Origin of the sequence: Halorubellus sp. JP-L1 (assembly GCF_011440375.1) — an archaeon.
Taxonomy (GTDB): domain Archaea; phylum Halobacteriota; class Halobacteria; order Halobacteriales; family Natrialbaceae; genus Halorubellus.
In genome coordinates this window covers 1481739-1502826 of sequence record NZ_JAAOIR010000001.1, presented here as the reverse complement: position 1 = coordinate 1502826, position 21088 = coordinate 1481739, and the positions used below count along the sequence as shown (strand labels likewise).

Below are 21088 nucleotides of genomic sequence, written 5' to 3'. Positions count from 1 at the left end.
ACCGCCGGCTTCTCTCGCTCCCCGTTCGCGAGTGCGTCGCTCCCGTTGCGAGTTCGTCGTTCGCGTCGCTCGCGGTCGTGAGCGCAGACGGCCACCCCGAACCCCACCCCTTGGGATAGCGGGTCGGTGGGCCGGCCGTCGTGCAGGGAAGGTGACGGTGCGCGACCGTTCCGCGCGACTAGTCGTCTCGAACACAGCCCCTTCAAGCAACGCCCTGAATCGCCCGCCGTCTCGGGGGTCGTTCCCGGAGCGGAGTCGCGGGTCGTTCCCGGCGCGGAGTCGCGGGTCGTTCTCGGCGTCGACTCAGGACTCGTGTCGACGCGCGTGCACGGTCCCGTCAGCGCGCTCGCCGACCTCGAACCCGTGGTCGCGCAACCAGTCCGCGGCCGCCCCCTCGCCGTGGGCCAGCACCTCGACGAGGTCCGCTGGCTCGTCCACGTCCGTCGCCAGCCGATGCGAGTCGACGACCGCGACGTCCGCGCCCACCGACGCCGCCGCCGCCCGGTGGTCGAGGAACGACGCGCCGTGGTAGTCGACGCGGAACGCGGGGTGCCTGGCGACGATCGCGTTCGTCCCCACGCGCCGCCCCGGCGCCAGCACCACGTCCGCGTCCGGGGCGAACAGCCGCGAGAGCGCCGCCGGCGTCGCCAGCGCCAGGTCCGCCATCACCACCGCCACCGGGTCGCTCGACGACGCGAGGGCGTCGTTCACCGCCGGCGTCAACGCTCGGTCGTCCACGCGCACCGGCACGCCCGGGTCGACCTCGAGCGCGGCCGTCGACAGGACTGTGGGCTCCGGAATGCCGGCCGTCGCCGCGAGCGCGGAGAGTACGTCCTCGAGTAGCACGCGAGCGAACTCGCGGCGCTCGCGCGCCGTCAGTACTGGCGACAGTCGCGACTTCGGATCGGTCGGCGAGAACGGAACGACGACGTCCACGAAAAGCCCCCTCGATTCAGCCCAGACGACTGGTGTCCTGCTGGTTCTGCCGGTACCAGTAGACGCCCCCACCGACGAGGAGGAGGACGACTATGCCGACGCCCGCGTACATCAGCAGCTGCTGGGTCTGCTGGCTCGACTCCTGCTGACTCACCGCGTCGTTCGCGAGCTCCTCGGCCTCCTCGGCGTTCGTCACCGCCTGGTCGAAGTCGTCGTTCCGGTAGAACGCCTTCGCGTCACCGAGCGCGCTCTCGGCCTGCGAGACGTCCGCCCCTGCGTCCTCCGCGCTCGCGATGGCGTCCTCGGCCGACTCGATCGCTTCGCGGGCCTCCTGCGAGTCCGCCGTGAAGTGATGGACCTCGTACGACTCGACCGTCGACGGTGCGCCCGTCGACCCGTCGCTCGTCACCGGCACCTGCGCGACCGACATCGCCGCGAACGTCTCCTCGTTCGCGTACGAGTAGTTCCCGACCTCGGGCACCTCGCCCTCGACGGTCAGCCGCACCTTGTCGACGGGCGACGAGATCGTCGTGTCGCTGAACGTCACGTTCTGCCCGGTCAACGTCACGGTGTCCGTGACGTCGCCGTCGTCGATCAGTTCGAGCGTCCACAGCGGCTGGTTCTCCAGTTCGGTCGTTGCGTTCACCTGCCACTGGTCGTTCTGGCTGTAGAGGTCCTCGAAGGTCACCGTCGCCGAGTAATCGGAGCCCACCTCCGCCTCCTCCGGGACGTCTGCTTCGGCGACGCTCACGGCCGCCGCCGGGACGGCGACGGACAGCGCGAGCACCGCGACCAGACAGCACGTCAACAGTTTAGAATAACGGGTCGAGTTCATCTTCGTCATCTTCCACCAAGTCCTCCAAATTATCTTCGCTCTCCTCCCGGATCGACTCGATGTTGTCCTGCGCTTCGATCGCGACCTGCTGGAGCTCCTTGATGCGGGGCACGTCGTTCACGCCCGACAGCAGGATGCACGCCGCGACCTGCGGCTCGTTCACCGGGAAGTCGCCACCGCGGACCTCCATCGACCCCGTCTGCTCCTCGAGCCACTTCCGCCCGCGCTCTATCCCCTTCCGGTTCAGGTGCTTGGGCGGACCGCTCATGACGAGCAGCGCACGCTCCGCGCCCTCGATCTCGCAGGGGAGCGTCAGCCGGCCGAGCGCGGCCTTCCGGACGAGGCTCGTGATGCGGTTCGTCGTGTGCGCGGTGTCGACCTGCTCCTCGCTGCCCGTGAACCGCGACAGCAGCCCGCCGCTGTCGTCCACGTCCACGCCCTCGCTCGCGTACCCGACCGTCGAGACGCCACCGCCCGCGAGCGTGTTGATGATCTCGCTGGAGTCGACGACGCTCTCGGCGACCTCGTCGCCCTCGCCGACCTCGCCCGCGCCGAAGAGGACGCCGAAGCGCGTGACGATCTCCTTGTTGATGTCGTCGTACCCGCCCTCGACGGACTCGCCGGCCTGCCGCCAGGAGTCGTTGTCGAACACGAGGAGGTTGTCGACCTCGCGCACGAACGTCTGGAACGAGCGCGCGGCGTTCAGCGTGTAGATGCCGCCCTCGTCGCTTCCCGGGAGGACGCCCAGCCCGTAGACGGGGATCGTGTAGATGCGCTTCAAGTGCTTCGCGAGCACCGGCGCACCACCCGACCCCGTCCCGCCGCCCATCCCGGCGACGACGAGGAACGCGTCGACCTCGTGGGTCGGGATCGCGTCGATCGCGCCCTGAACCTCGTCGACGTCCTCCTCGGCGATCTCCGCGCCGAGTTCGTTGTCAGCACCGACGCCGTGCCCTTTGACGCGGCTCTGCCCGATGAGTACCCGGTTCTCCTGCTCGATGTTCTCCAGACCCATCAGGTCTGCCTTCGCGGTGTTCACCGCGATGGCGGCACGGACGATGCCGCTCCCGGTCCGCTCGTCGTATTGGACGAAGCGGTCCACGATCTTCCCGCCTGCCTGACCGAATCCAATCATCGCCAGTTTCATAGGTTGAGGGGGCTCCGTTGGCTTGAGTAGAGAGTGAAGAACGACATAAGGCTTTGGATGGTGAGAATACATATCCTACGCCACGTCGACGCCTGAAAACACGCGACTGCGCCGGGGTAAATCGATTCGTAGGCGGAGATTATAGATAAAATTCCGTGACAAGAACCACCTCTATTTAAGATAACGTGCGCTTACCGGCGCGAGCCGACCCGAGCGTCCCCAGCGACGGCCTGTAGCGACCCCGAGACGGGTTGCGTCGGCGTCACGCCGCCGCGGCTTCCGGTCGGCCTGCGTCGGCGTCTACGCCGAGGTAGTCCGCGAGCGTCCGCATCTCCGCGGGGTCGACGCCGAAGGCGGTGACGTCGTTCTCGTCGACCGTGTTCTGGATCTTCAGCGCCTTCGCCTGCTCGGGTCCGAACGGGAAGAACGGCACCGGGCCGGCGACGGTGAGGCCAGTCCGCATGAACCACATCGGTAACGTCACCATCTTCGGGTGCTTCCCCTCCGCTGCCCACGCGAGCTCCGTCACCTCCCGCATCGTGAGTACCTCCGGGCCGCCAATCTCGTAGATCTCGCCGCGGTGGGTGTCGTCCTCGATCGCGTCGACGACTAGGGGCGCGAAGTCCTCGATCCAGATCGGCTGGAACTCGTTCGTCCCGCCCGCCGGCAGCGGCGCGACGACGCCGGTCGTCAGCTGCTTCGTGAACTCGACGAACTCGCCGCCCTCCCCGAAGATGACCGACGGCCGGAGGATCGTCCACGCCAGGTCCGAATCTCGAACGATCCGCTCGGCCTCGCCCTTCGACCGGATGTACGACGTCAGTCCGTTCGGGTCCGCGCCGAGCGCGCTCTGCTGGACGAGGTGCTCGACCCCGTGGTGCTCGCACGCGTCGACGACGTTCCGCGTCCCCTGCGTGTGCACGAGGTCGTGAGTCAGATTCTTGGGCGGCTTGAACAGTGGGGAGAGCGCGACGAGGTTCACCGCCGCGTCCATCCCCTCGAAGTGCGGTTCGATCGAGTCGTACGCCGTCACGTCCCCCATCGCGGTGTCGACGACGTCCGGGAGGTCGGCGTCGTCCGGGCTGCGCGCGAGCGCGGTGACGTCGTGGCCGCGGTCGGCGAGTTCCGTACAGACGTGCCGTCCCACGTACCCGGTGCCGCCAGCGACGATAACTCTCATATCTCGAATACTATTCGCGGCGAGCGGATAAACCTACGGCCAACGAGACGCCCAGTCTCGCCGGCCCGGGGAGCGAAGCAGGCGCCGGCCGGGGAGGAGGACAGTGCCGGCCGGGGAGCGGAAGCGTAAGGTGGGCGCGCCCGCAACCCCGTCGCATGCTCGTCACGCTCGAAGGCCTCGACGGGAGCGGGAAGACCACCGTCTGGGAGGCGCTACGGGACGTCTACCCGGACGCGGTCTTCACGCGCGAACCGACGGAGTCGTGGTACGGCGACGCCGTCGCCCGCTCCATCGGGGACGACGACGCCGACCCGCTCGCGGAGCTGTTCACCTTCGTCGCGGACCACGCCGACCACCTCTCGCGGGTCGTCCGCCCGGCGCTCGCCGACGGCGACCTGGTCGTCTCGGATCGCTACGTCGACTCGCGCTGCGCGTACCAGGGTGCGTCGCTCGACGGCGTCGTCGACCGTCCAGTGGAGTACATTCGCGGCATCCACCAGCCGTTCACGGTCCAGCCGGACCTGACGATCTATCTCGACGTCGACCCGGAGACGGCCGTCGACCGCTCGGGGTCGACGAACAAGTTCGAGCAGTTCCAGTACCTCTCGGCGGTCCGCGAGAACTACGAGCAACTCCAGGAGTGGATGCCCGAGCGGTTCGTGCGCGTCGACGCGACCCAGTCGCCGGAGGCCGTCCTCGACGAGGTCGAGTTCGTGCTCGAACGCGCGATCGACGCCCACGACCCGGTGACGTCGCGGGGGTACGACCCGCTCGACGCCGGCGACGAGGCCGCCCACGACGACGTCGGCGACGGCCTCGGCGACGGCGTCCGCGACCCCGACGCCTGACTGGAGGTCGACCGCGTTCTCTCGGATGGGCTACGAGTCGAGCGACTCGGGGAGGTCGACCTCCTCGGGCGACGGCATCCAGAAGTAGTCGACCGTGATGCCGAGGACGAGTGGCGCCGCGATCACGACGAGCACGGTCGCGTACCGCGACCCGAGGTCGCCGCCGATGCCGAAGATTCCGGAGAGGACGAGCGTCGACGCGAACAGGACGAACCCACCACCGAGTGCCGCGTAGATCGCACCGCCCCACGCCGTGTCGAGTCGGTTCCTGCAGAGTCGCGTGACGACGGCGGCGAGCGCGGTATGCACCACCACCAGCACGACGATGCCGACGAGCCCGACGGTCGAGACCATACCCGAGCGTGAGGGCTCCGTGAACTAACCCGTGTCGCCACTCGCTCGCCGATCTCGACTCGCGGCCGCCAGCCCGCGGCCCGCCCGCGGCCCACCCGCCACTCACCACTCGGACCCCGACACCGCACGCCAGCCGGCGCTCGAACGCTCCATTCGCCGACCCACCAGGCCGCGAGCAGCGCGCGCAGAACTGCGCGCGCGCTGCGAGCAGGGGAAGGGCAGGGCGCGGTGCGGTGGCGGGGCGGTGCTGTCGCGGTGCGGTGGCGGGGGCGGTCGCTGTCGCGGTGCGGTCGCGGTTCGAGTGCACCCACCGCGAGTGCGCCCAGCGGGCGCACGAGCGGCCTTTTTTCATCAACGTTTTTTCAAGGAGCGGTGCGCCGAAGGCGCACCCGACGCAGAAAAAAGGTTGTCGTCGACCGGAAGTGACTTTTCTTGCGGGCGGGCATGGCTGCGTATGCACCGGGTTATCGGCGAGCGCGACCTCGCGGAGACGCCGTTTTCGGCGGACGAGGCGCGTGCGCTCTATCGGGATATGGTTCGAGCACGGCGGTTCGACGAGCGTGCGTTGGCACTCCAGCGTCGTGGGTGGATGAGTGGGTATCCGCCGTACAAGGGCCAGGAGGCGTCGCAGGTCGGGGCGGCGCACGCGATGGCGGCGGCGGACTGGTTGTTCCCGACGTATCGGTCGAACGGGATGCAGATCGCGCGGGACGTCCCGATGAGTGACGTGCTCCTGTTCCGGCGGGGGTTCCCGGAGTACGAGAGCGGGCACGACGTCCCGAACTTCCCGCAGGCGGTTCCGATCGCGACGCAGATTCCGCACGCTGCGGGCGCGGGGATGGCGATGAACTACCGCGGGGAGGAGGAGAAGGCGGCGCTGTGTTACTTCGGTGACGGCGCGACGTCCGAGGGCGACTTCCACGAGGGCCTGAACTTCGCGGGCGTGTTCGAGGCGCCCGTCGTGTTCTTCTGCGAGAACAACAACTGGGCGATCTCGCTGCCGCGGGAGCGCCAGACGGCGGCGGACTCGATCGCGCAGAAGGCCGACGCGTACGGGATGCTGGGCGGGCAGGTCGACGGGAACGACCCGCTCGCGGTCCGGGAGTTCACGGAGAGCGCGCTGGAGTCCGCGCGCAACGGCGAGCCGGTGCTCGTGGAGAGTCTCACGTACCGGCAGGGCGCGCACACGACGAGCGACGACCCGTCGCGGTACCGCGACGAGGAAGCGGACCTCCCGGAGTGGCGAACCCGCGACCCGCTCGAGCGGTACGAGGAGTACCTCTACGAGCAGGACGCGGTCACCGACGAGTGGATCGAGACGATCTACGAGGAGGCCGACGAGGAACTCGACGACGCGATCGAGCGCGCGGAGAGCGCGGACGCGGAGACGGTCGCGGACGTCTTCGAGCACGTCTACGACGAGATCCCGGACGGTCTCCGCGAGCAGCAGGCGTTCATGGAGGCCTTCGCTGCCGAGCACGACGTGATGGAACTCGACCACTGAGCGAGGGCGGCGGGCGGTCGTGGTCGAGTGCGGTTCGACTTCGGCGGTGCTAGTTCATCGAGATGTAGGTCTTGGTGTCGGCGACGCCGTCGAGTTTCTGCATTTCGCCGGAGACGGTGTGGAGGACGTCGTAGACTTCGGGGGCGTCGACTTCGCTGATGATGTCGTAGTTCCCGGCGACGATGTGGGCGGCGTGGACGGGTTCGAGGTCGCGGATCTGCGCGAGGAGGTCCTCGGACTTGCCGGCGGCGGTCTTGACCATGATGAACGCGTGAACCATCGGTGGTGTGGTACACGGTGGCACGCCAAAAAGGTTCCCCCTCGACCGGGAGACGGCGACGGGGTAACATTATTGAGGGGTCTCCCCGTACGCCATACCATGCGGTTCGTTATCATAGGCGGTGGTCGAGTCGGGCTTCGCACGGCCCGCGTCCTCCGCGAGGAAGGTCACGAGGTGACGCTCGTCGAACGCGACGACCGGAAGGCAAGCCGCGCCCGCGAGCAGGGATTCACGGTCGTCGAGGGCGACGGCTCGCGCGAGGACGTCCTCGAGGAAGCCGGCGTCGTCGACGCCGACGCCGTCGGCGCGCTCACCGGCGACCTCAACGTGAACTTCGCGGCGTGCATGATCGGGAAGCACCACGGTGCCCGCACCATCATGCGGATCGACGAGGACTACCGCGAGAACATCTACCGGAAGTACGCCAAGGACGTCGACGAGATCGTCTACCCCGAGCGACTCGGCGCCATCGGCGCGAAGAACGCCCTGCTCGGCGGCGACATCCGCGCGATCGCCGACATCGCCCAGAACCTCCAGATCGTCGAACTCTCGATCACGACTGAGTCGCCGGTCAAGGGCTACACCATCAGCGAACTCCAGCTCCCCGCGGACGCGACCGTGCTCGCGTTCGGGAAGGAAGGGTCGCCGGTGACGATCCCCGACCCCGACGAGTCGCTCGAACTCGGCGACCGACTCGTCGTCCTCGCGGACTTCGACGTGCTCGGGGACGTCCGGCAGATCGTCGTCGGCGACGCCGGCGGCCGCGCGAAGACCGCACCAGGAGGTGTCTGAGATGCCAGTGACCGCGTACATCATGATCAAGGCGAACACGGGCGAGGCGGATCGACTCAGGGACGACGTCGAGGCCATCGACGGCGTCGAGCACGCGTACATCGTCGCGGGCGACGTCGACCTCATCGCGAAGGTCAGCGTCGACTCTCCGGGCGAGGTCAAGGACGTCGCCGCGACGAAGATACAGGGTATCGCGGGCGTGGAGGACACGCAGACGTACATCGCGATGGACTGACCGAGCGCGACCGTCAGCCACACGTTTTGGGCCGTCTCCGCGAACGACCTACAGCGGCGTGCCGCTTCGGTCGCTCCCACCGTCGTCGCCGGCGGTGTTCTGGGAGGCCTGCGAGCGCAGTTCCGCGGCGACGCCGACGTAGTCGTACCCGGGGATGAGTCCCTGGACCCACGTTCCTTCGACGTACTCGGCGAGTGCCTTCGCGTCCGCGACGCCCTCGCTCGCGTCCCAGGATTCGTAGGATAGCGTCACGGTGACGACGTCGGTGTCCCGTTCGACGACGGGGTCGTCGCCGTAGCTCGTCTTCGCGACGTCGAACGCGTCCTCGAGACGCCGTTCGAGCGTCTCGAACCAGCCGTCCTCGACGACGGCCGCGACGTCGTCGGGGTCGGCGACGGTCGCCGAGAGCGTCGGCACGGGGACGACCACCGCGAACGCCGCCGCCTTCTCCGAGTCGACGGGCGTCGCGGTGACTGTGACGTCGAACGCGGTCGAATCCAGCCGGTACGCGTCGCCGTCGCCCGCGACCGCCTCCTCGAGGTCGACCGCCTCGTGGCGTTCGAACGCCTCGTGGCGCTCGAACGCCTCGGCGACGGCGGCCGGCACTGTCGCGTCGTCGGTGTCTGTCATCGATGCCGCGTACGGGCTGCGGCCGAAAGGAGGTTGCGTTCGGGACCCGGCACTGCCGGGCTCGGCGAGCGCTCGCCCGCGGTCACACCGAGTCGAGGTGGGCCGCGGTCACCGCGAGTCGAGGACTTCCCGGAGCGCACCCGCGACCTCCTCGAAGTCCTTGAGCGTGAGGCCGTCCGTGGTGACGAACACGCCGCCGCGGTCGACGGCGACGCGGACGAGGAACCCGTTCTCGAAGACGCGGATCGTGTACTCGTGCGCGCCGAGCTCGGAGCCAGCGTACGCGGACTGCGTGGTCTCCCACTCGCGCCACTCGTGACCGACGAACGTCCCCAGGTCGGCGTCGCGCTCCAGGTCCCCGCGGAGGTACAGTTGCTCGTAGTCGTCCCGCGAGAAGTACGTCACCGAGCGGAGACTGTCGCCGACCGCGGTCCGCGCGGCGGTCACCACCTGGTCCGCGACGTCGTCGTCGAGCAGGGTCGTCATATCGACCCCATCCAGCTACACGGACAAAAACCACCCGCCGCGTGGCCGCACTCGCCGCAGTTGCCGTACTCGCTGCGTTCGTCCGTCTGGTTGCCACCACCAGGGAATCGAAGCATTCGGCCGGTGAGACCCCCGACCGAGAGATTTACTTGCATTCGGCGAACATGTCCACGTGGTCTTCGAGGATTCGGGGGCCCAGTCGTCGACCGATTCAGGCACAGGTCGTCGACTGCGGGCGGTCACCCCTGCCATGCCCACTTCGGGTGGCCGCCAAGACGATTCGACGAGCGACCGCCACGGCGAGCACCGAACGCGCCGACGGGACCTCGAACGCGGTGACCTCGCTACGACCGGAACCGTTTTCTGCGCGTCGCGTGCGTCCCTCACGCATGGTTCTCGACCTGTTCGTCGCCGCCGGCCTCGGCGTGATGCTCGTCGCCGTCGTTCAGACGGGCACGGCGCCGATGCCGACTGCAGAGCCCGTGCCGCACGTCCTCGGGGCGACGACCGCCGCCGCGACCGTCGCGTACTCGATCGGGAGTTTCGGGACCCTCCGCGGGTACGCGCTCCTCGCCGCCGCCGCGGTCGTCGCCTTCCTCGCGGTCGCGCTCCGAACGCCCCCCGCGACCTCGGCCGCCTGACCGACCAATCGACCGGCTTCGAGCGCACTCGCCGGCGAGCGACCCGTTCGGGACACGAAGTCGATTCAGGCGGGCGATTCACGTCACGTTTCCACGCGAAACAGGGTCATAACGATACCCGCCCGCTGCCATCGTCCTCGCGTCATGCCACGACACTTCGAGTGCATCGTCGACGGCTGCGACGCCGTCATCGAAGCCGACACCGACGACGCGATCGTCGAACAGGCACAGGCGCACGCCCGCGAGAACCACCCGGACCTCGAGATGGACGACGAGATGGAGCGACGCATCCGCTCGGAGATCACGACGATCTGACGATTGCCGCCGCGACCGATTCGATCACGCAATCGCTTCTCGGTTCCTAGCGGCCGACGCCGAGGACGTCGTAGGCGTCGGCGAGCATGAACGCGGTGTACCACTTCGAGACGCGAGCGAGCGCGTTCGTGATGTGCAGGCCGGCGAGGAGGAGGAGCGCGCCGAGGGCGGCGACGACGACGGCCTCTGCGAGCGTGGATACGCGCCACGCGCCGAGCGTCCACACTGCCTCGAACCCGACGAGGAGCGTGTCCCACGCGACGTACAGCGTCGGATGCAGCTCCACGGGCCGGTCGCTCACCACGCCGACGTACAGTCCCGGTTCGTGGTAGTAGAGTGGGACGAGCAGCATGCTGACGCCCGTCGCGATCACGCCCGTTCCGACGACGAGCGTCGCCAGGCCGAGGGCGAACTTCGTCGGCAGGTAGACGACGGTCTTCCACGTCCCGACGTCCGTCGCGAGCGCGACGGCGCGCTCCGTGATCGACGCGTCCGCGTCGAACGCGCGAGCCTCGACGTCCAGGTCGAGCAGGAACGCCGCGAGCGCTCGCTCCAGCGAACCGAGGCCGAGTGCGACGACGAGCACGCCGAGCAGGAGCGGGACGCCGACGAGCACGACGGCGAGTCCGACGCCGAGACCGACGCCGAGCGCGACGAACAGGAGGTACGCGAACCCGAGCGGGAGCGACAGCGAGAGGTAGAGGAGGTTCAGGTACGTCTGTTGTCGCACCGGCACGGCGAGGAACGCCCCGGCGTACTCGCGGACCCGAGCGGACGCCATCGCGACCATTCGTATATAACGCAGCCCGGAGTTCGAGCATAAACGTTCGGGTCGAGTTGCCGACGCGACAACTCGACGCGGGGATACGTGGAGGTCCGGTCGCGACGTCGACGCGGTGTGGAACGCACGACCACCTCGGTCGACGCAGGCGACGGCACTTGCGACGTAGCCGCCGGCACTTGCGACGCAGCCGACGCAGCCGCCGGCGCTCGCGACCCGGACGCTTTTGTCGTCGGTCCAAGTAGTCGCGTAACGATGCCCGAGGAGGCCGAAGTCGACGACGTCGTCGACCTCCTCAGCGACGGCTACGCGTGGCGCATCCTCGTCCAGACGCGGAACGAGGCGAAGTCCGTGGACGCCCTCAGCGACGCGTGCGACGCCGACCCGTCGACGATCTACCGGCGCGTCGAACGCCTCCAGGAGGCGGACTTGCTGACGGACGATCAGGTACTGGACCCTGACGGTCACCACTACAAGGTGTACGCCGCGAACCTCGACGCCGTCCACGTCTACCTCGAAGAACACGGGTTCGACGTCGAGGTCGACCGTCGCGAAGCACCGAGCGACCGCTTCACGCGACTCTACGAGGGATTCAAATGACGCCCGACGCCGCACTCCCCGTCGTCGCCATCGGGCCGGGCACGCCGCTCCAGACGACGCCGGGCGGCGACGTGGGCGCCGCGCCACTCCAGACGACGACGGGCGGCGACCCCGTCGTGGTCGTGCTCGCGCTCGCCGCGCTGTTCGTCGCGACCGCGCTCTCGCTGTACCTCGCCGCTCGCCTCTACCGCGGGTACCGGGACGGCGGCGAACCCGGGATGGCGGTGCTCGGCGTCGGCCTCGTCCTCCTGACGACCGTCCCGATGACGCTCCGGGTCGCGCTCGCGACCACGCCCGGCGTCTCCGGAACGACCCGCATCCTCGCCGTGACCGCGAGCCAGCTCGCCGGCTTGCTTCTCATCCTGGGGGTGGTCTACGGTGGACGATGAAGCGTACGGCCGCCTCCGGGCGGCCGTTTCCGCCTGGATGGAGGTGGTCTACGGTGGACGATGAAGCGTACGGCCGCCTCCGGGCGGCCGTTTCCGCCTGGATGGAGGTGGTCTATGGCGGGCGTTGACGTCGCGACGCTGGCGGCGCTCTCCGCGGCCGCGACTGCGCTCGCGGGCAGCGTCGTCGCCGGGCTCGCGTACCGCGGCGGCCGACGGAACGACAGCGCGGCTATGCGCTACCTCGCCGTCGGCATCGCGTGCATCGCCGTCCTTCCCGGCGTCCTCGTCTACGGCCTCACGCCACTCCTCGCGCTCTCGGACGCGATGGTACTCCTCGCGGTGATGCTCTCGAACGTCGCCGGCCTGCTCGCGATCCTCTACTCGCTCGAGGGCACCTGAGAGCGACCCGCCGCTCCGCCTACTCGAGCGTCTCCAGCCGCACGTCGCCGGTCCGCGTCTCGAATCGCAGCAGCGGCCCGCCGCCGCCGAGCGTCCCCGACGCCGACGTCTCGCCGACCGACGCGTCGTCGAGCGCCAGATTGCCGACCGCGACGTCGCCGGTGTTCGTCGACGCCCGCACGTCCGCGTCCATGCCCGCGCCGATAGCCGCGGAGACGTCCCCGGTACTCGTCTCGACAGTCGTGTCGCCGTCTATCGAGGGAATCTCCACGTCGACGTCGCCCGTACTCGACTCCGCGCCATCGAACCCGTCGACGTCACCGACGACGACGTCGCCCGTGCTCGTCTCCGCACGAGCCGTGCCCGACACCGACCGAAGCGTCACGTCGCCCGTCGACGTCCTCGCTCGAACGTCCCCGCGAACGTCCTCGACGTCCACGTCACCGACGTCCGTTCGCACCCGCGTCACCGCGAGCGACCGCGGCACCACGACGTCCAGATCCAGCGACGGCTGCCCTGACAACCCGCTGTCGCCCGTCCACTCGCCACGCAACCGCACGCGGTCGCTCGGGCGCTCCACGCGGAACTCGAGCTTCGACAGGTCCGCGTTCACCGAACTCGACTGCTTCACCACGTCCACGCGAACGTCATCGCGGTCCGCGGACCGAACCGAGACGTCGCCGACGTCCACGACCGCCGACAGCGCGCTCACGCCCTCGACGCCGACGCTACGACTCGACTCCTGACGCTTCCCGACGAACGGCGTCAACCCGCTACAGCCAGCGAGCGCCGCCGCAAGCGCCGTTCCCGTCCCCGCGAGCAGCCGCCGTCTGGAGAGCATTCGTTCCATATCCAACCGAACGGACGACACATACTTCAACCGGTCTTCACGACTGACGAGCGAACAACTCGCCCGAAGACTTAAATACACCTTCCGACACCGCTCGCGACGGCGATGCGAGGGGAGGGATTCGAACCCACGAACTCCTACGAGAGCGGATCTTAAGTCCGCCGCCTTTGGCCTGGCTCAGCCACCCTCGCGCACCCTCGGCTACCGGCGCGGATGCCAAGTCGGTTTCGCTTGCCCCGGCGCCCAACCGCCGCGCTTATGAAAGCATACTGATTAGACGTGGTCGATGCCCTCCGAGACGCCGTTCGTCGACCGTCGAGACGACACGCTCGATACCGACCAGATCCTCCTCGAAGCCGTCAGGCTCGCGAAACTCGTCGGGCTGTTCGTCGCCATCGCCGTCGTCCCGTTCGTCTTCGCGCTCCTCCTCGGCCCCTCCGGGATCGGCTTCGTCTTCGGGGTCGTCGGCCAGTTCGTCCTCGCCGTCGGCACCGGGATCGTCCTCATGTACGTGATCGCGCGCGCCATCGCCATCGCGACCGGCGGCACCGACGAACACGACCGTCGCGATCACCGCGACCGCCACGATCGCGGCGACGACCACCCTCGTCGCGCCGACGCCGCGAACGCCCGGAACGACCGCGCCGATCGCGACGGCAGGGAGGGCGACTCGAGCGCCGACGACACCGACGAGCCGTCGCCACGCGCCGACGACACCGACGAGCCGTCGCCACGCGCCGACGAAACGACGGAACAATCCGACGACGAACCGACGGTCGACGGGTCGAACCCGCCCGCAGACCGCGGAGACGACGGTAGCGGCGAGGAGTAACCGCGATTGCGCCCGTGGCCAGCATGATCGTCCCGCAGAACGAACGAGAACCACTTGATAACTTATGAGTAGTATCTATTTAAGTTCTCAGGGCTCCTCTTGGTAGGTGTACAACTCCCTTTCTCGCATCCGTCCACCGTCTGGGAACTGCGCGAGTCGGTTTGGTACAGAGCAATCACAATGCCCACATTCGAGCACACGATCGAGATCGCAGCGCCCATCGACCAAGTCTTCGCGTTCAACGACGACCCCAAGAACTGGCTCCGGACGAACCCCAGCCTCGTCTCCGTCGACGTCGGCGAGGAGACCGACGACGGCATCTGGATGGACACCACGTACAGGATGCTCGGTATGGAACTCGACGGCGGCCTCACCCTGCGCCGCGTCGAACCCACCGAACACATCATGACGTTCGAGAACGGCGGGATGAGCGGCGACATCCACTTCGAGTACGCCGAGACGCCCAGCGGGACGACCGTCGTCCAGCGCGCCGACTACGAGTTCGGCGACCGGCTCCGGGACCGCATCGTGGCACCCGTCGCCAAGCGGTACAACAAGCGCCAGTTCTCGCAGAGCCTCGAACTCACGAAGGACCTCGTCGAGGCCGAAGCGAAGGTCGCGGCCTGACGCTCCACGCTCGGAGCTCTCTCCTCGAATCGGTTTCTCCTTATAGCGCTCGACAGCGCTCCTTCTGCCGTCGGCCGACCCCCTCGAGCGAGCGCTCTACCAGTCCACGCTGAGCGTCCCGTCGCCGTGGGGGTCGGGCGCGATCTCCTCGTCGGTGCGGCGGTCGACGACGTGGATGATCCCCTGGTCTTTCTTCGCGGGACACGCCTCGGCCGCGGCGACGTTGTGCTCCAGGTCCGCCTCGTCGAAGAAGTACGCGCGCGGGGTCCCGAGGCCGGTGTCGATGCTGAGCTCCCAGTTCGTCGACTTCTCCGCGCACTTCCCCGCGCCGAAGCACTTGTTCGCCTCGAAGATGAGCTTGTACGGTGCCTCCTCGACGGGTGGCGCGTTCGCCTCCCCGATCTCGCTCGCTGCGTGCGCGTCCGCGTCATCCCCGGTGCCCTCGGCGTCCGGAGCGTCCGCGGCATCCGTAGCGTCCGCGGCGTCCTCGGCGTCACTCATGTGCCTCACTCGGGACTCGGCCACCTTTCGGTTGTCGGTATCCCACTGCCCCGAACCGACCCCTGAGCCGTGGCACGCAGTCGCAAGCAACGTGGCTTTTCGCCGCAATCGCCGACTCTCGGATGGACATGGCACGACACGACTTCGGGTGGCTCGGCTGGTTCTCCCTCGCGGGCGTCCTCAGCCTCGGGCCGCTCCTCCTGGTGGACGTCTACGTCGCCGACGTCTGGCCGTACTCGCAGTACTGGACGTTCCTCGTCCTCGTGCTCTCGGCCATCGGTACGGTCGCGCTGTACTACGGGAACGACCCGAGCGACGGCCTCAGCAGGGAGAGCACGACCTGACGCCACCCCTGACCGCGTCCCCATCCGCTACGCAGGGAGAGCAGTCGCGTCGCTTCCGGCGATCGAGAACGTCGCCAGCGGGAAGTCCGCACACCGCTGGGGTTACGAGAAACCGAATGCGTGGTCGGCTGCGGGTCCGCCGTCAGGCGTCGGCGGTCGTCAGGTCGAGGTGGTCGACGTCGTCGTGGATCGTGACGGACTCGATGCCGGCCTCTTCCTGGGGCTTGTCGCGGCCGTCCGTCGGGAGCGACCCGAGTTCCTCGACGACGTCCATCCCGTCGGTGACTTTCCCGAAGACGGCGTGCTTGCCGTCGAGGTGGGGCTGGGCGTCCAGGGTGATGAAGAACTGGCTGCCGTTCGTGTCGGGGCCGGCGTTCGCCATCGAGAGGACGCCCGGGCCGTCGTGGGAGAGCTCGTCGTCGAACTCGTCGTCGAACTGGTAGCCGGGGCCGCCGCGACCGGTGCCCTCGGGGTCGCCGCCCTGGATCATGAAGTCGGGGATGATGCGGTGGAAGTCCGCGCCGGCGTACAGCGAGTCGCCGCGGATCTCGCTCGTGTCGGGGTCCTCCCACGTCGTCGAAAGCGGCGACGGCTCGAAGTCAGCGGCCGGATCCTGGAGCGCGAGGCCGACGAAGTTCGAGACCGTTCGCGGGACCTTCTTCTCGTAGAGTTCGACGTCGACGTCGCCGTGTGTCGTGTGGATGGTTGCAGCTATCGTCATACCAGAAGGGAGGTGTCCCTTCGGGATAACGTTGCCCCATCTGGCTCACCAGCATCCGGCGGCCTCTTGGCCGGTGGTTCCGGTCGGGAGGGCGTGGTTCCATCTGGCTCACCAGCATCCGGCGGCCTCCGGGTCGGCGGTTCCGGTCGGCGGTGCCGTTTCCGACCTGTCCTTCGTCGGGGTGAGATTCAAGACTGCGCCCGTCGAACGTTCGCGTAATCGATGACGCGTTCCGCTCGTCACCGTCGCGAGGACGTCGCGCTCGCTCGGCTCCCGTCGGGCGTCCGCGTCGCGACGACGGTGCACGTGTACGAGGGCCCGGAGGCGGGGCCGACGGTGTACGTGCAGGCCGCTCAGCACGGCCGCGAGGTGAACGGGACGGAGGTGCTGCGGCGCGTTCACGACGAACTCCCGCTCTCGGAGCTGTCGGGGCGCGTGATCGCGGTCCCGGTCGCGAACCCGGTGACGTTCGACCGCGTCGGGTACACTGCGCCGGCGTCGCTGGACGCGGTGAACTCGAACATGAATCGGGTATGGCCGGGTGACGCCGAGGGGTCACTACACGAGCGCATGGCGGCGCGCCTCTGGGAGTTCGTCGCAGACGCGGACGCGGTCGTCGACCTCCACACGGGGAGCCCGGACTTGCTCTCGCACGTCGTCTACCCGCACGAGGATCGGGAAGCGCGAGCGCTCGCGGAGGCGTTCGGGACCGACCTCCTCCTCGGCGAGCGCCGCGGCGACGACGCGCCCGACGAGTGGCATCGCCGCGACTTCGACGGCAAGTTACGAGTCGCCGCCGCTCGCGAGGGCATCCCCGCCATCACGCCCGAACTCGCGCACTCCCGCCAGATAGTCGAGCCGGCGGTCGAGGCCGGGGTTCGAGGCGTCCTGAACGTCTGCCGGCACGTCGGCGTCCTCGACGGCCAGCCGATCACGACCGACCCCGTCGTCGCCCGCAACCACCTCGGCAGAGTGGACGCCACCGACAGCGGCCTCTTCCGCCCGAACCCCGCGCTCGAACTCGGCGAGCGCGTCGCCCCAGGCGACGACGTCGGCACCGTCTACGATCCGACGACGTACGAGGTCCTGCAGCGCCCGACGTTCGACCGCGACGGATTGCTGTACGCCATCACGCGCGAAGCCACGGTGAAGGCCGGGGACCGACTTGCGAGTGTGGCGATCACCGACTGACAAGCGTACGGCGACCGTGAGGTCGGCGTTTCCAATACTGACTGACAAGCGTACGGCGACCGTGAGGTCGCCGTTTCTGTCGCCGTCTGGGGAGAGGAGCGTCGTGGTCGTCGACTGTCTGGATCGCGTGCGTTCGTCGTCGACCGGTGGCTCTATTTCCCCGTGCCGAGTGCTCTCGTTTCCATGTCCGACGAGGACTCCGGCACCGGCTGGGAGGGCGCGTACGCGAGCAACGACGAGGTCGGCTGGGACACTGGCGATCCGCAGCCGGTCGTCAAGGCGCTCGTGGCGAGCGACGCGATCGCGAATCCGGTCCTCGACGTCGGCTGTGGACTCGGCACGGAGTCGTGCTTCCTCGCGAGCGAGGGGTACGACGTCCTCGGGGTCGACGTCGCGCCGACGGCCGTCGAGCGCGCCCTCGCCCGCGCCACCGAGCGCGGCCTCGACGACCGCGTGGAGTTCGCGGTCGGCGACGCGCTCGAGTTCGGGACGACCGGGGGCGTCGTCGACGCGAACGAGGCCGCGACGGTTCTGGACGTCGGCGTCTTCCACGCGCTCGGCGGCCCGGACAGCGATCACGACGACGGCCGGAGCGCCTACGCCGACGCGCTCGCTCGCGTCCTCGAACCCGGCGGGCGCGCGTTCGTCCTCTCGTTCGCTCCCGGTGCGCCAGAGGACTGGCCGCCGGACCTGATCTCGCGGCGCGACGTCCGTGACGCATTCGACGCCGACGGAACCGACGGTGACGGTTCGGACGGCGACTGGCGCGTCGTCGAGTTCCGGGACGAGACGTTCGTCTCCCGCGGCGGCGAGGTCCCCGCGCTACTCTCGGTACTTGAACGGAAACGGGGTCCCTAGAACCACCCCCAAGCGTTGTTTCCACCGGTAATTCGGTGACTTAGCCGTTAGAACGAGAGTGCGAATGTATCAGAGCCGTTAAGATGCCTGATGGAACGGTTGAGCCATGAAGTTCGCCGACCGAGAACGAGTATACGGGCTAGATGAGTATTACTGGGGTACAGAGCCAAACGGGATGGCCGAGAAGACGACGGAGATTGCTTCACAGGCTAATTCTGGCATCACGGCGATTGACGTTGGAGCCGGTGAGGGACGGGACGCGGTGTTTTTTGCTGAACAAGGATGGAACGTGTATGCGTTGGAGGTTTCTCCCAACGGCCTGGCGAAGGCCGAGCGTCTTGCCAACGAGCGAGAGGTCCCCCTCCAGACGATCGAAGCTGATGCAAACGACGCCACCTTCCCCGAGGCGGTTGATGTAGTTTATTCGGCCGGTGCGATTCAATATATTCGACCTGAGAACCGGGATCGACAGTTCGATCACTTTAAACAGAAAACGACTGCCGACGGGATTCACGCAATGTTCGCTTTCGTGGACCATCCCGACGTTCCGACGGCACCGGACTGGACGGAACGCGAGTATTTCTACGCCCGAGGCGAGTTGATGGAATACTATCGTGACTGGGAGGTCATCGAATCTGAGGAGATAATCTTCGACGACAACTCGGGGGGTGAACCCCACCGACACGCAGCAGAGATACTGTTCGCCCGGAAACCGAACTAACCCGTCAATCTATCCTTCCACCTGCCCCATCTGTTACACGTGGATGCTGTATCTACCGATTCACGTCGTGAGGACTGGTGGAGGCTGTGAATCGTTTTGTTCTGGTCTTCGGGAGTGCTGGACCGGGACGTTCAGAAGTCCCGCAGGTCCTCGAGGACCGCCTGCGCGCTGCCGTCGTCGACCGCCGCGCGTGCCTCGTCGATACCATTCTGGATGCTGTCGACGTCGTCGCGAGCGTACATCCGGAGTGCGGCGTTGAGCGCGACGGCGTCCGCGAACGCGTCGTCGCGCTCGCCGGCGAGCACCGCCTCGGTGATCGCGGCGGATTCCTCGGCGACGTCCTCGACCTGGAGGTCCTCCTCCTCGACGTCCATCCCGTACTCGGCGGTCTCGATCTCGTAGTCCGAGAGGTCGTCGCCCTCGCGACGCCACTCGGCGACCTTCGTGTAGCCGGGGCGGACGTCGTCGTAGCCCTCCATCCCCTGGAACATCACGACCTTCGAGACGTCGCTCTGCTCGCTCGCCTGGAACGTCTCGCAGACCTTCTTCGCGAACGCGAGGTGGTAGAACGACCCGAGGTGGACGTCCGCGTTCGCGGGGTTCGCGAGCGTCTCGACGGTGTTCACGAACGTCCGGACGCCCATGTTGTCGCGGCGCTCGAAGAGGTCGTCGATGCCGGGTGCGAACGCTGGCTGGTAGTAGAACCCGAACCCGGTCGAGTCGACCATCTCCGCGGACTCCTCGGGCTCGAGTTCGGTGCGGACGTCGAGTTCGTCGAGGACGTGCTTGTACGCGTCCTGCTTCTGCGTCGGCACCCTATCGCCACTGTGGGCGACGACGGGCGTGCCCGCGGCGGCGGCGACGACGCCGGCGGCGACGCCGAAGATCATCGACCGGCCCTTGCCGTCGTAGTTCGCACCGCAGTCCACGGGGTCGCAGTCGGGTTCGGCGGTCTCGACGGTCTCCTCGCGCATCACGTCGACGTACGCGCCGAGTTCTTCGGGATTGTTGCGCTTCCAGCGGTTCGCGAGCCAGAACGCGCCGAGCGTCGTCGGGTCGGGTTGGTCCGCGAGGATGCGCTGGAACGCCTCTCGCGCCTGGTCGCGGGTCATGTCCTCCGCGGACTTGTGTCCGGACCCGACGACTTCCGTCATCAGTCGCTTCAACGGCCACTCGCCGAACCGCTGCTCGCCTGTTGCCATGCACGGGGGTTGGGACGGTCCGCGCAAAAGCGTCTCGGAAGTCCTGAGTGCTCGGACACGGTCGAGAAACCGGGAATCCCAAGAGGGATCGAGTACGTACCGTATCGTATGACCGACGCCGTCGACGCCGTCCTCTTCGACCTCGACGACACGCTCTGTGAGTACCGGCGGACGAGCGCGGACCTCCTCCGGGCGAGCTTCGAGGCGGTCGGCGTCGAGCCGTTCTTCGACGTGCAGGAGTACTACGACGCCTACGAGCGCGTGGTGAACGACGACGACGAGCACGACGGGATGCGCGAGCTCCGCGAGATATGTTTCGCGAACCTCGCCGACGAGTACGGGCGCTCTCGGGACCTCGCGTACGAGATGGCGGACCACTTCGCGGAGGCGCGCGACCACACGAACGTCGACCCGCTGCCGGGCGCGCAGGCGGCCGTGGAGGCACTCGCCGAGGACCACGCGCTTGGCGTGGTGACGAACGGCGCGCCGGAGATGCAACGCCGGAAGCTCTCCGCGCTCGAGTTCTCGGACACGTTCCAGACCGTCGTCTTTGCGGGCTACGACGCACCCGCGAAGCCCGAGCCAGACGCGTACTACGCCGCACTCGACGATCTCGGGACGACTGCGGACCGCGCGGTCCACGTCGGGAACTCCCTCCAGACCGACGTTCCCGGCGCGCACGCCGCGGGCGTCCGCTCCGCGTGGCTCCACGACGGCACCACCGAACCCGACCCGGAACCGCACTTCACCGTCGAACGACTGGACGAACTCGCGACACCGCCGTGGCGGAACTGACTGCTATAGCATACGGCGGCCTCCAGGCCGCCGTTTCCGGTCGGTACTGACTCGTGTAGCATACGGCGGCCTCCAGGCCGCCGGTTCGGGTGGA

The 21088-nt window shown here is 68.1% G+C and carries 28 protein-coding genes, 1 tRNA gene and 1 pseudogene; 16 read left to right on the top strand and 14 right to left on the bottom strand.

What is annotated here, in order from left to right; genetic code table 11:
- Nucleotides 1-303: 303 nt before the first annotated feature.
- The 4 genes from cofC to G9C85_RS07605 form a co-directional block, all read right to left on the bottom strand.
- A complete protein-coding gene (gene cofC, locus G9C85_RS07620) occupies nucleotides 304-936 on the bottom strand; it encodes a 2-phospho-L-lactate guanylyltransferase (RefSeq protein WP_166038498.1) in 633 nt (210 codons plus the stop codon).
- Nucleotides 937-952: 16 nt separating this feature from the next.
- Complete coding sequence (locus tag G9C85_RS07615) at nucleotides 953-1780, bottom strand: hypothetical protein (RefSeq protein WP_205254315.1); 828 nt, start codon at nucleotides 1778-1780, stop codon at nucleotides 953-955.
- On the bottom strand, nucleotides 1749-2918 hold the full coding sequence (locus G9C85_RS07610; RefSeq protein WP_166038494.1) for a tubulin/FtsZ family protein: 1170 nt from the start codon (nucleotides 2916-2918) through the stop codon (nucleotides 1749-1751). Before G9C85_RS07610 ends, G9C85_RS07615 begins: the two co-directional genes overlap by 32 nt.
- 262 nt (nucleotides 2919-3180) lie before the next feature.
- Nucleotides 3181-4098 (bottom strand): complex I NDUFA9 subunit family protein, encoded by a 918-nt coding sequence (locus tag G9C85_RS07605; protein WP_166038492.1) that lies wholly within the window; start codon nucleotides 4096-4098, stop codon nucleotides 3181-3183.
- 155 nt (nucleotides 4099-4253) lie between these two features.
- Between G9C85_RS07605 and tmk the strand changes: the two are divergent.
- Nucleotides 4254-4829 (top strand): annotated as a pseudogene (gene tmk, locus G9C85_RS07600) (dTMP kinase); the annotation flags it as partial.
- 147 nt (nucleotides 4830-4976) lie between these two features.
- Here tmk and G9C85_RS07595 read toward each other — a convergent pair.
- Entirely contained in the window at nucleotides 4977-5300 is a 324-nt protein-coding gene (locus tag G9C85_RS07595) for a hypothetical protein (RefSeq protein WP_166038486.1), read from the bottom strand.
- 454 nt (nucleotides 5301-5754) lie between these two features.
- Between G9C85_RS07595 and G9C85_RS07590 the strand changes: the two genes are divergently transcribed.
- A complete protein-coding gene (locus G9C85_RS07590) occupies nucleotides 5755-6804 on the top strand; it encodes a thiamine pyrophosphate-dependent enzyme (protein ID WP_166038484.1) in 1050 nt (349 codons plus the stop codon).
- Between the two features lie 49 nt (nucleotides 6805-6853).
- Here G9C85_RS07590 and G9C85_RS07585 read toward each other — a convergent pair whose 3' ends face one another.
- The gene (locus G9C85_RS07585; RefSeq protein WP_166038482.1) at nucleotides 6854-7084 is read right to left on the bottom strand and encodes an Lrp/AsnC ligand binding domain-containing protein; all 231 of its coding nucleotides are present in this window, start codon (nucleotides 7082-7084) and stop codon (nucleotides 6854-6856) included.
- 99 nt (nucleotides 7085-7183) lie between these two features.
- On the opposite strand from G9C85_RS07585, the gene G9C85_RS07580 reads away from it, so the two are divergent.
- The gene (locus G9C85_RS07580; protein ID WP_166038480.1) at nucleotides 7184-7876 is read left to right on the top strand and encodes a TrkA family potassium uptake protein; all 693 of its coding nucleotides are present in this window, start codon (nucleotides 7184-7186) and stop codon (nucleotides 7874-7876) included.
- Between the two features lies 1 nt (nucleotide 7877).
- The gene (locus G9C85_RS07575) at nucleotides 7878-8111 is read left to right on the top strand and encodes an Lrp/AsnC family transcriptional regulator (protein ID WP_166038478.1); all 234 of its coding nucleotides are present in this window, start codon (nucleotides 7878-7880) and stop codon (nucleotides 8109-8111) included.
- A 48-nt stretch (nucleotides 8112-8159) separates the two neighbouring features.
- Here G9C85_RS07575 and G9C85_RS07570 read toward each other — a convergent pair whose 3' ends face one another.
- A complete protein-coding gene (locus tag G9C85_RS07570; protein ID WP_166038476.1) occupies nucleotides 8160-8741 on the bottom strand; it encodes a DUF5813 family protein in 582 nt (193 codons plus the stop codon).
- 108 nt (nucleotides 8742-8849) lie between these two features.
- Nucleotides 8850-9227, bottom strand: coding sequence for a hypothetical protein (locus G9C85_RS07565; RefSeq protein WP_166038474.1), 378 nt, complete (start codon nucleotides 9225-9227; stop codon nucleotides 8850-8852).
- A gap of 389 nt (nucleotides 9228-9616) precedes the next feature.
- Between G9C85_RS07565 and G9C85_RS07560 the strand changes: the two genes are divergently transcribed.
- Together G9C85_RS07560 and G9C85_RS07555 are read left to right on the top strand one after the other, a co-directional pair.
- A complete protein-coding gene (locus tag G9C85_RS07560; protein ID WP_166038472.1) occupies nucleotides 9617-9868 on the top strand; it encodes a hypothetical protein in 252 nt (83 codons plus the stop codon).
- Between the two features lie 144 nt (nucleotides 9869-10012).
- Nucleotides 10013-10183 carry a DUF1059 domain-containing protein gene (locus G9C85_RS07555; protein ID WP_166038470.1) on the top strand — a complete coding sequence of 57 codons (171 nt, stop codon included), beginning with the start codon at nucleotides 10013-10015 and terminating at the stop codon, nucleotides 10181-10183.
- 46 nt (nucleotides 10184-10229) lie between these two features.
- Here G9C85_RS07555 and G9C85_RS07550 read toward each other — a convergent pair whose 3' ends face one another.
- Nucleotides 10230-10973 carry a sensor domain-containing protein gene (locus tag G9C85_RS07550; protein WP_166038468.1) on the bottom strand — a complete coding sequence of 248 codons (744 nt, stop codon included), beginning with the start codon at nucleotides 10971-10973 and terminating at the stop codon, nucleotides 10230-10232.
- Nucleotides 10974-11219: 246 nt separating this feature from the next.
- On the opposite strand from G9C85_RS07550, the gene G9C85_RS07545 reads away from it, so the two are divergent.
- The 3 genes from G9C85_RS07545 to G9C85_RS07535 all read left to right on the top strand — a co-directional run bounded on the left by G9C85_RS07545 (nucleotide 11220) and on the right by G9C85_RS07535 (nucleotide 12352).
- Nucleotides 11220-11564 carry a helix-turn-helix transcriptional regulator gene (locus G9C85_RS07545; RefSeq protein ID WP_166038466.1) on the top strand — a complete coding sequence of 115 codons (345 nt, stop codon included), beginning with the start codon at nucleotides 11220-11222 and terminating at the stop codon, nucleotides 11562-11564.
- Nucleotides 11561-11953 carry a hypothetical protein gene (locus tag G9C85_RS07540; protein WP_193570608.1) on the top strand — a complete coding sequence of 131 codons (393 nt, stop codon included), beginning with the start codon at nucleotides 11561-11563 and terminating at the stop codon, nucleotides 11951-11953. Before G9C85_RS07545 ends, G9C85_RS07540 begins: the two co-directional genes overlap by 4 nt.
- A gap of 114 nt (nucleotides 11954-12067) precedes the next feature.
- On the top strand, nucleotides 12068-12352 hold the full coding sequence (locus tag G9C85_RS07535) for a hypothetical protein (protein ID WP_166038464.1): 285 nt from the start codon (nucleotides 12068-12070) through the stop codon (nucleotides 12350-12352).
- 19 nt (nucleotides 12353-12371) lie between these two features.
- Here the strand turns inward: G9C85_RS07535 and G9C85_RS07530 are convergent, their stop codons facing one another.
- Together G9C85_RS07530 and G9C85_RS07525 are read right to left on the bottom strand one after the other, a co-directional pair.
- Nucleotides 12372-13202, bottom strand: coding sequence for a DUF4097 family beta strand repeat-containing protein (locus G9C85_RS07530; RefSeq protein ID WP_166038462.1), 831 nt, complete (start codon nucleotides 13200-13202; stop codon nucleotides 12372-12374).
- Between the two features lie 106 nt (nucleotides 13203-13308).
- Nucleotides 13309-13393 (bottom strand) — tRNA-Leu (locus G9C85_RS07525).
- Nucleotides 13394-13488: 95 nt separating this feature from the next.
- Between G9C85_RS07525 and G9C85_RS18570 the strand changes: the two genes are divergently transcribed.
- Entirely contained in the window at nucleotides 13489-14034 is a 546-nt protein-coding gene (locus G9C85_RS18570) for a hypothetical protein (RefSeq protein ID WP_193570607.1), read from the top strand.
- Nucleotides 14035-14214: 180 nt separating this feature from the next.
- The gene (locus G9C85_RS07515) at nucleotides 14215-14661 is read left to right on the top strand and encodes an SRPBCC family protein (RefSeq protein WP_166038460.1); all 447 of its coding nucleotides are present in this window, start codon (nucleotides 14215-14217) and stop codon (nucleotides 14659-14661) included.
- Nucleotides 14662-14757: 96 nt separating this feature from the next.
- On the opposite strand, the gene G9C85_RS07510 is transcribed toward G9C85_RS07515, so the two are convergent.
- Nucleotides 14758-15162, bottom strand: coding sequence for a ferredoxin (locus G9C85_RS07510; protein WP_240148786.1), 405 nt, complete (start codon nucleotides 15160-15162; stop codon nucleotides 14758-14760).
- 128 nt (nucleotides 15163-15290) lie between these two features.
- Here G9C85_RS07510 and G9C85_RS07505 point away from each other — a divergent pair, with 128 nt between their 5' ends.
- Nucleotides 15291-15506, top strand: coding sequence for a hypothetical protein (locus G9C85_RS07505; protein WP_166038458.1), 216 nt, complete (start codon nucleotides 15291-15293; stop codon nucleotides 15504-15506).
- Between the two features lie 142 nt (nucleotides 15507-15648).
- Here the strand turns inward: G9C85_RS07505 and G9C85_RS07500 are convergent, their stop codons facing one another.
- The gene (locus G9C85_RS07500; protein ID WP_166038456.1) at nucleotides 15649-16227 is read right to left on the bottom strand and encodes a peptidylprolyl isomerase; all 579 of its coding nucleotides are present in this window, start codon (nucleotides 16225-16227) and stop codon (nucleotides 15649-15651) included.
- Nucleotides 16228-16449: 222 nt separating this feature from the next.
- Here G9C85_RS07500 and G9C85_RS07495 point away from each other — a divergent pair, with 222 nt between their 5' ends.
- From G9C85_RS07495 to G9C85_RS07485, 3 genes are all read left to right on the top strand, one after another.
- Nucleotides 16450-17418, top strand: coding sequence for a succinylglutamate desuccinylase/aspartoacylase family protein (locus G9C85_RS07495; RefSeq protein WP_166038454.1), 969 nt, complete (start codon nucleotides 16450-16452; stop codon nucleotides 17416-17418).
- 183 nt (nucleotides 17419-17601) lie between these two features.
- A complete protein-coding gene (locus G9C85_RS07490; protein ID WP_166038452.1) occupies nucleotides 17602-18276 on the top strand; it encodes a cyclopropane-fatty-acyl-phospholipid synthase family protein in 675 nt (224 codons plus the stop codon).
- Between the two features lie 106 nt (nucleotides 18277-18382).
- Complete coding sequence (locus G9C85_RS07485; protein ID WP_166038451.1) at nucleotides 18383-18997, top strand: methyltransferase domain-containing protein; 615 nt, start codon at nucleotides 18383-18385, stop codon at nucleotides 18995-18997.
- Nucleotides 18998-19128: 131 nt separating this feature from the next.
- Here G9C85_RS07485 and G9C85_RS07480 read toward each other — a convergent pair whose 3' ends face one another.
- Entirely contained in the window at nucleotides 19129-20199 is a 1071-nt protein-coding gene (locus G9C85_RS07480; protein ID WP_166038449.1) for an anthranilate phosphoribosyltransferase, read from the bottom strand.
- A gap of 108 nt (nucleotides 20200-20307) precedes the next feature.
- On the opposite strand from G9C85_RS07480, the gene G9C85_RS07475 reads away from it, so the two are divergent.
- A complete protein-coding gene (locus tag G9C85_RS07475; protein WP_166038447.1) occupies nucleotides 20308-20994 on the top strand; it encodes an HAD family hydrolase in 687 nt (228 codons plus the stop codon).
- Nucleotides 20995-21088 lie beyond the last annotated feature (94 nt).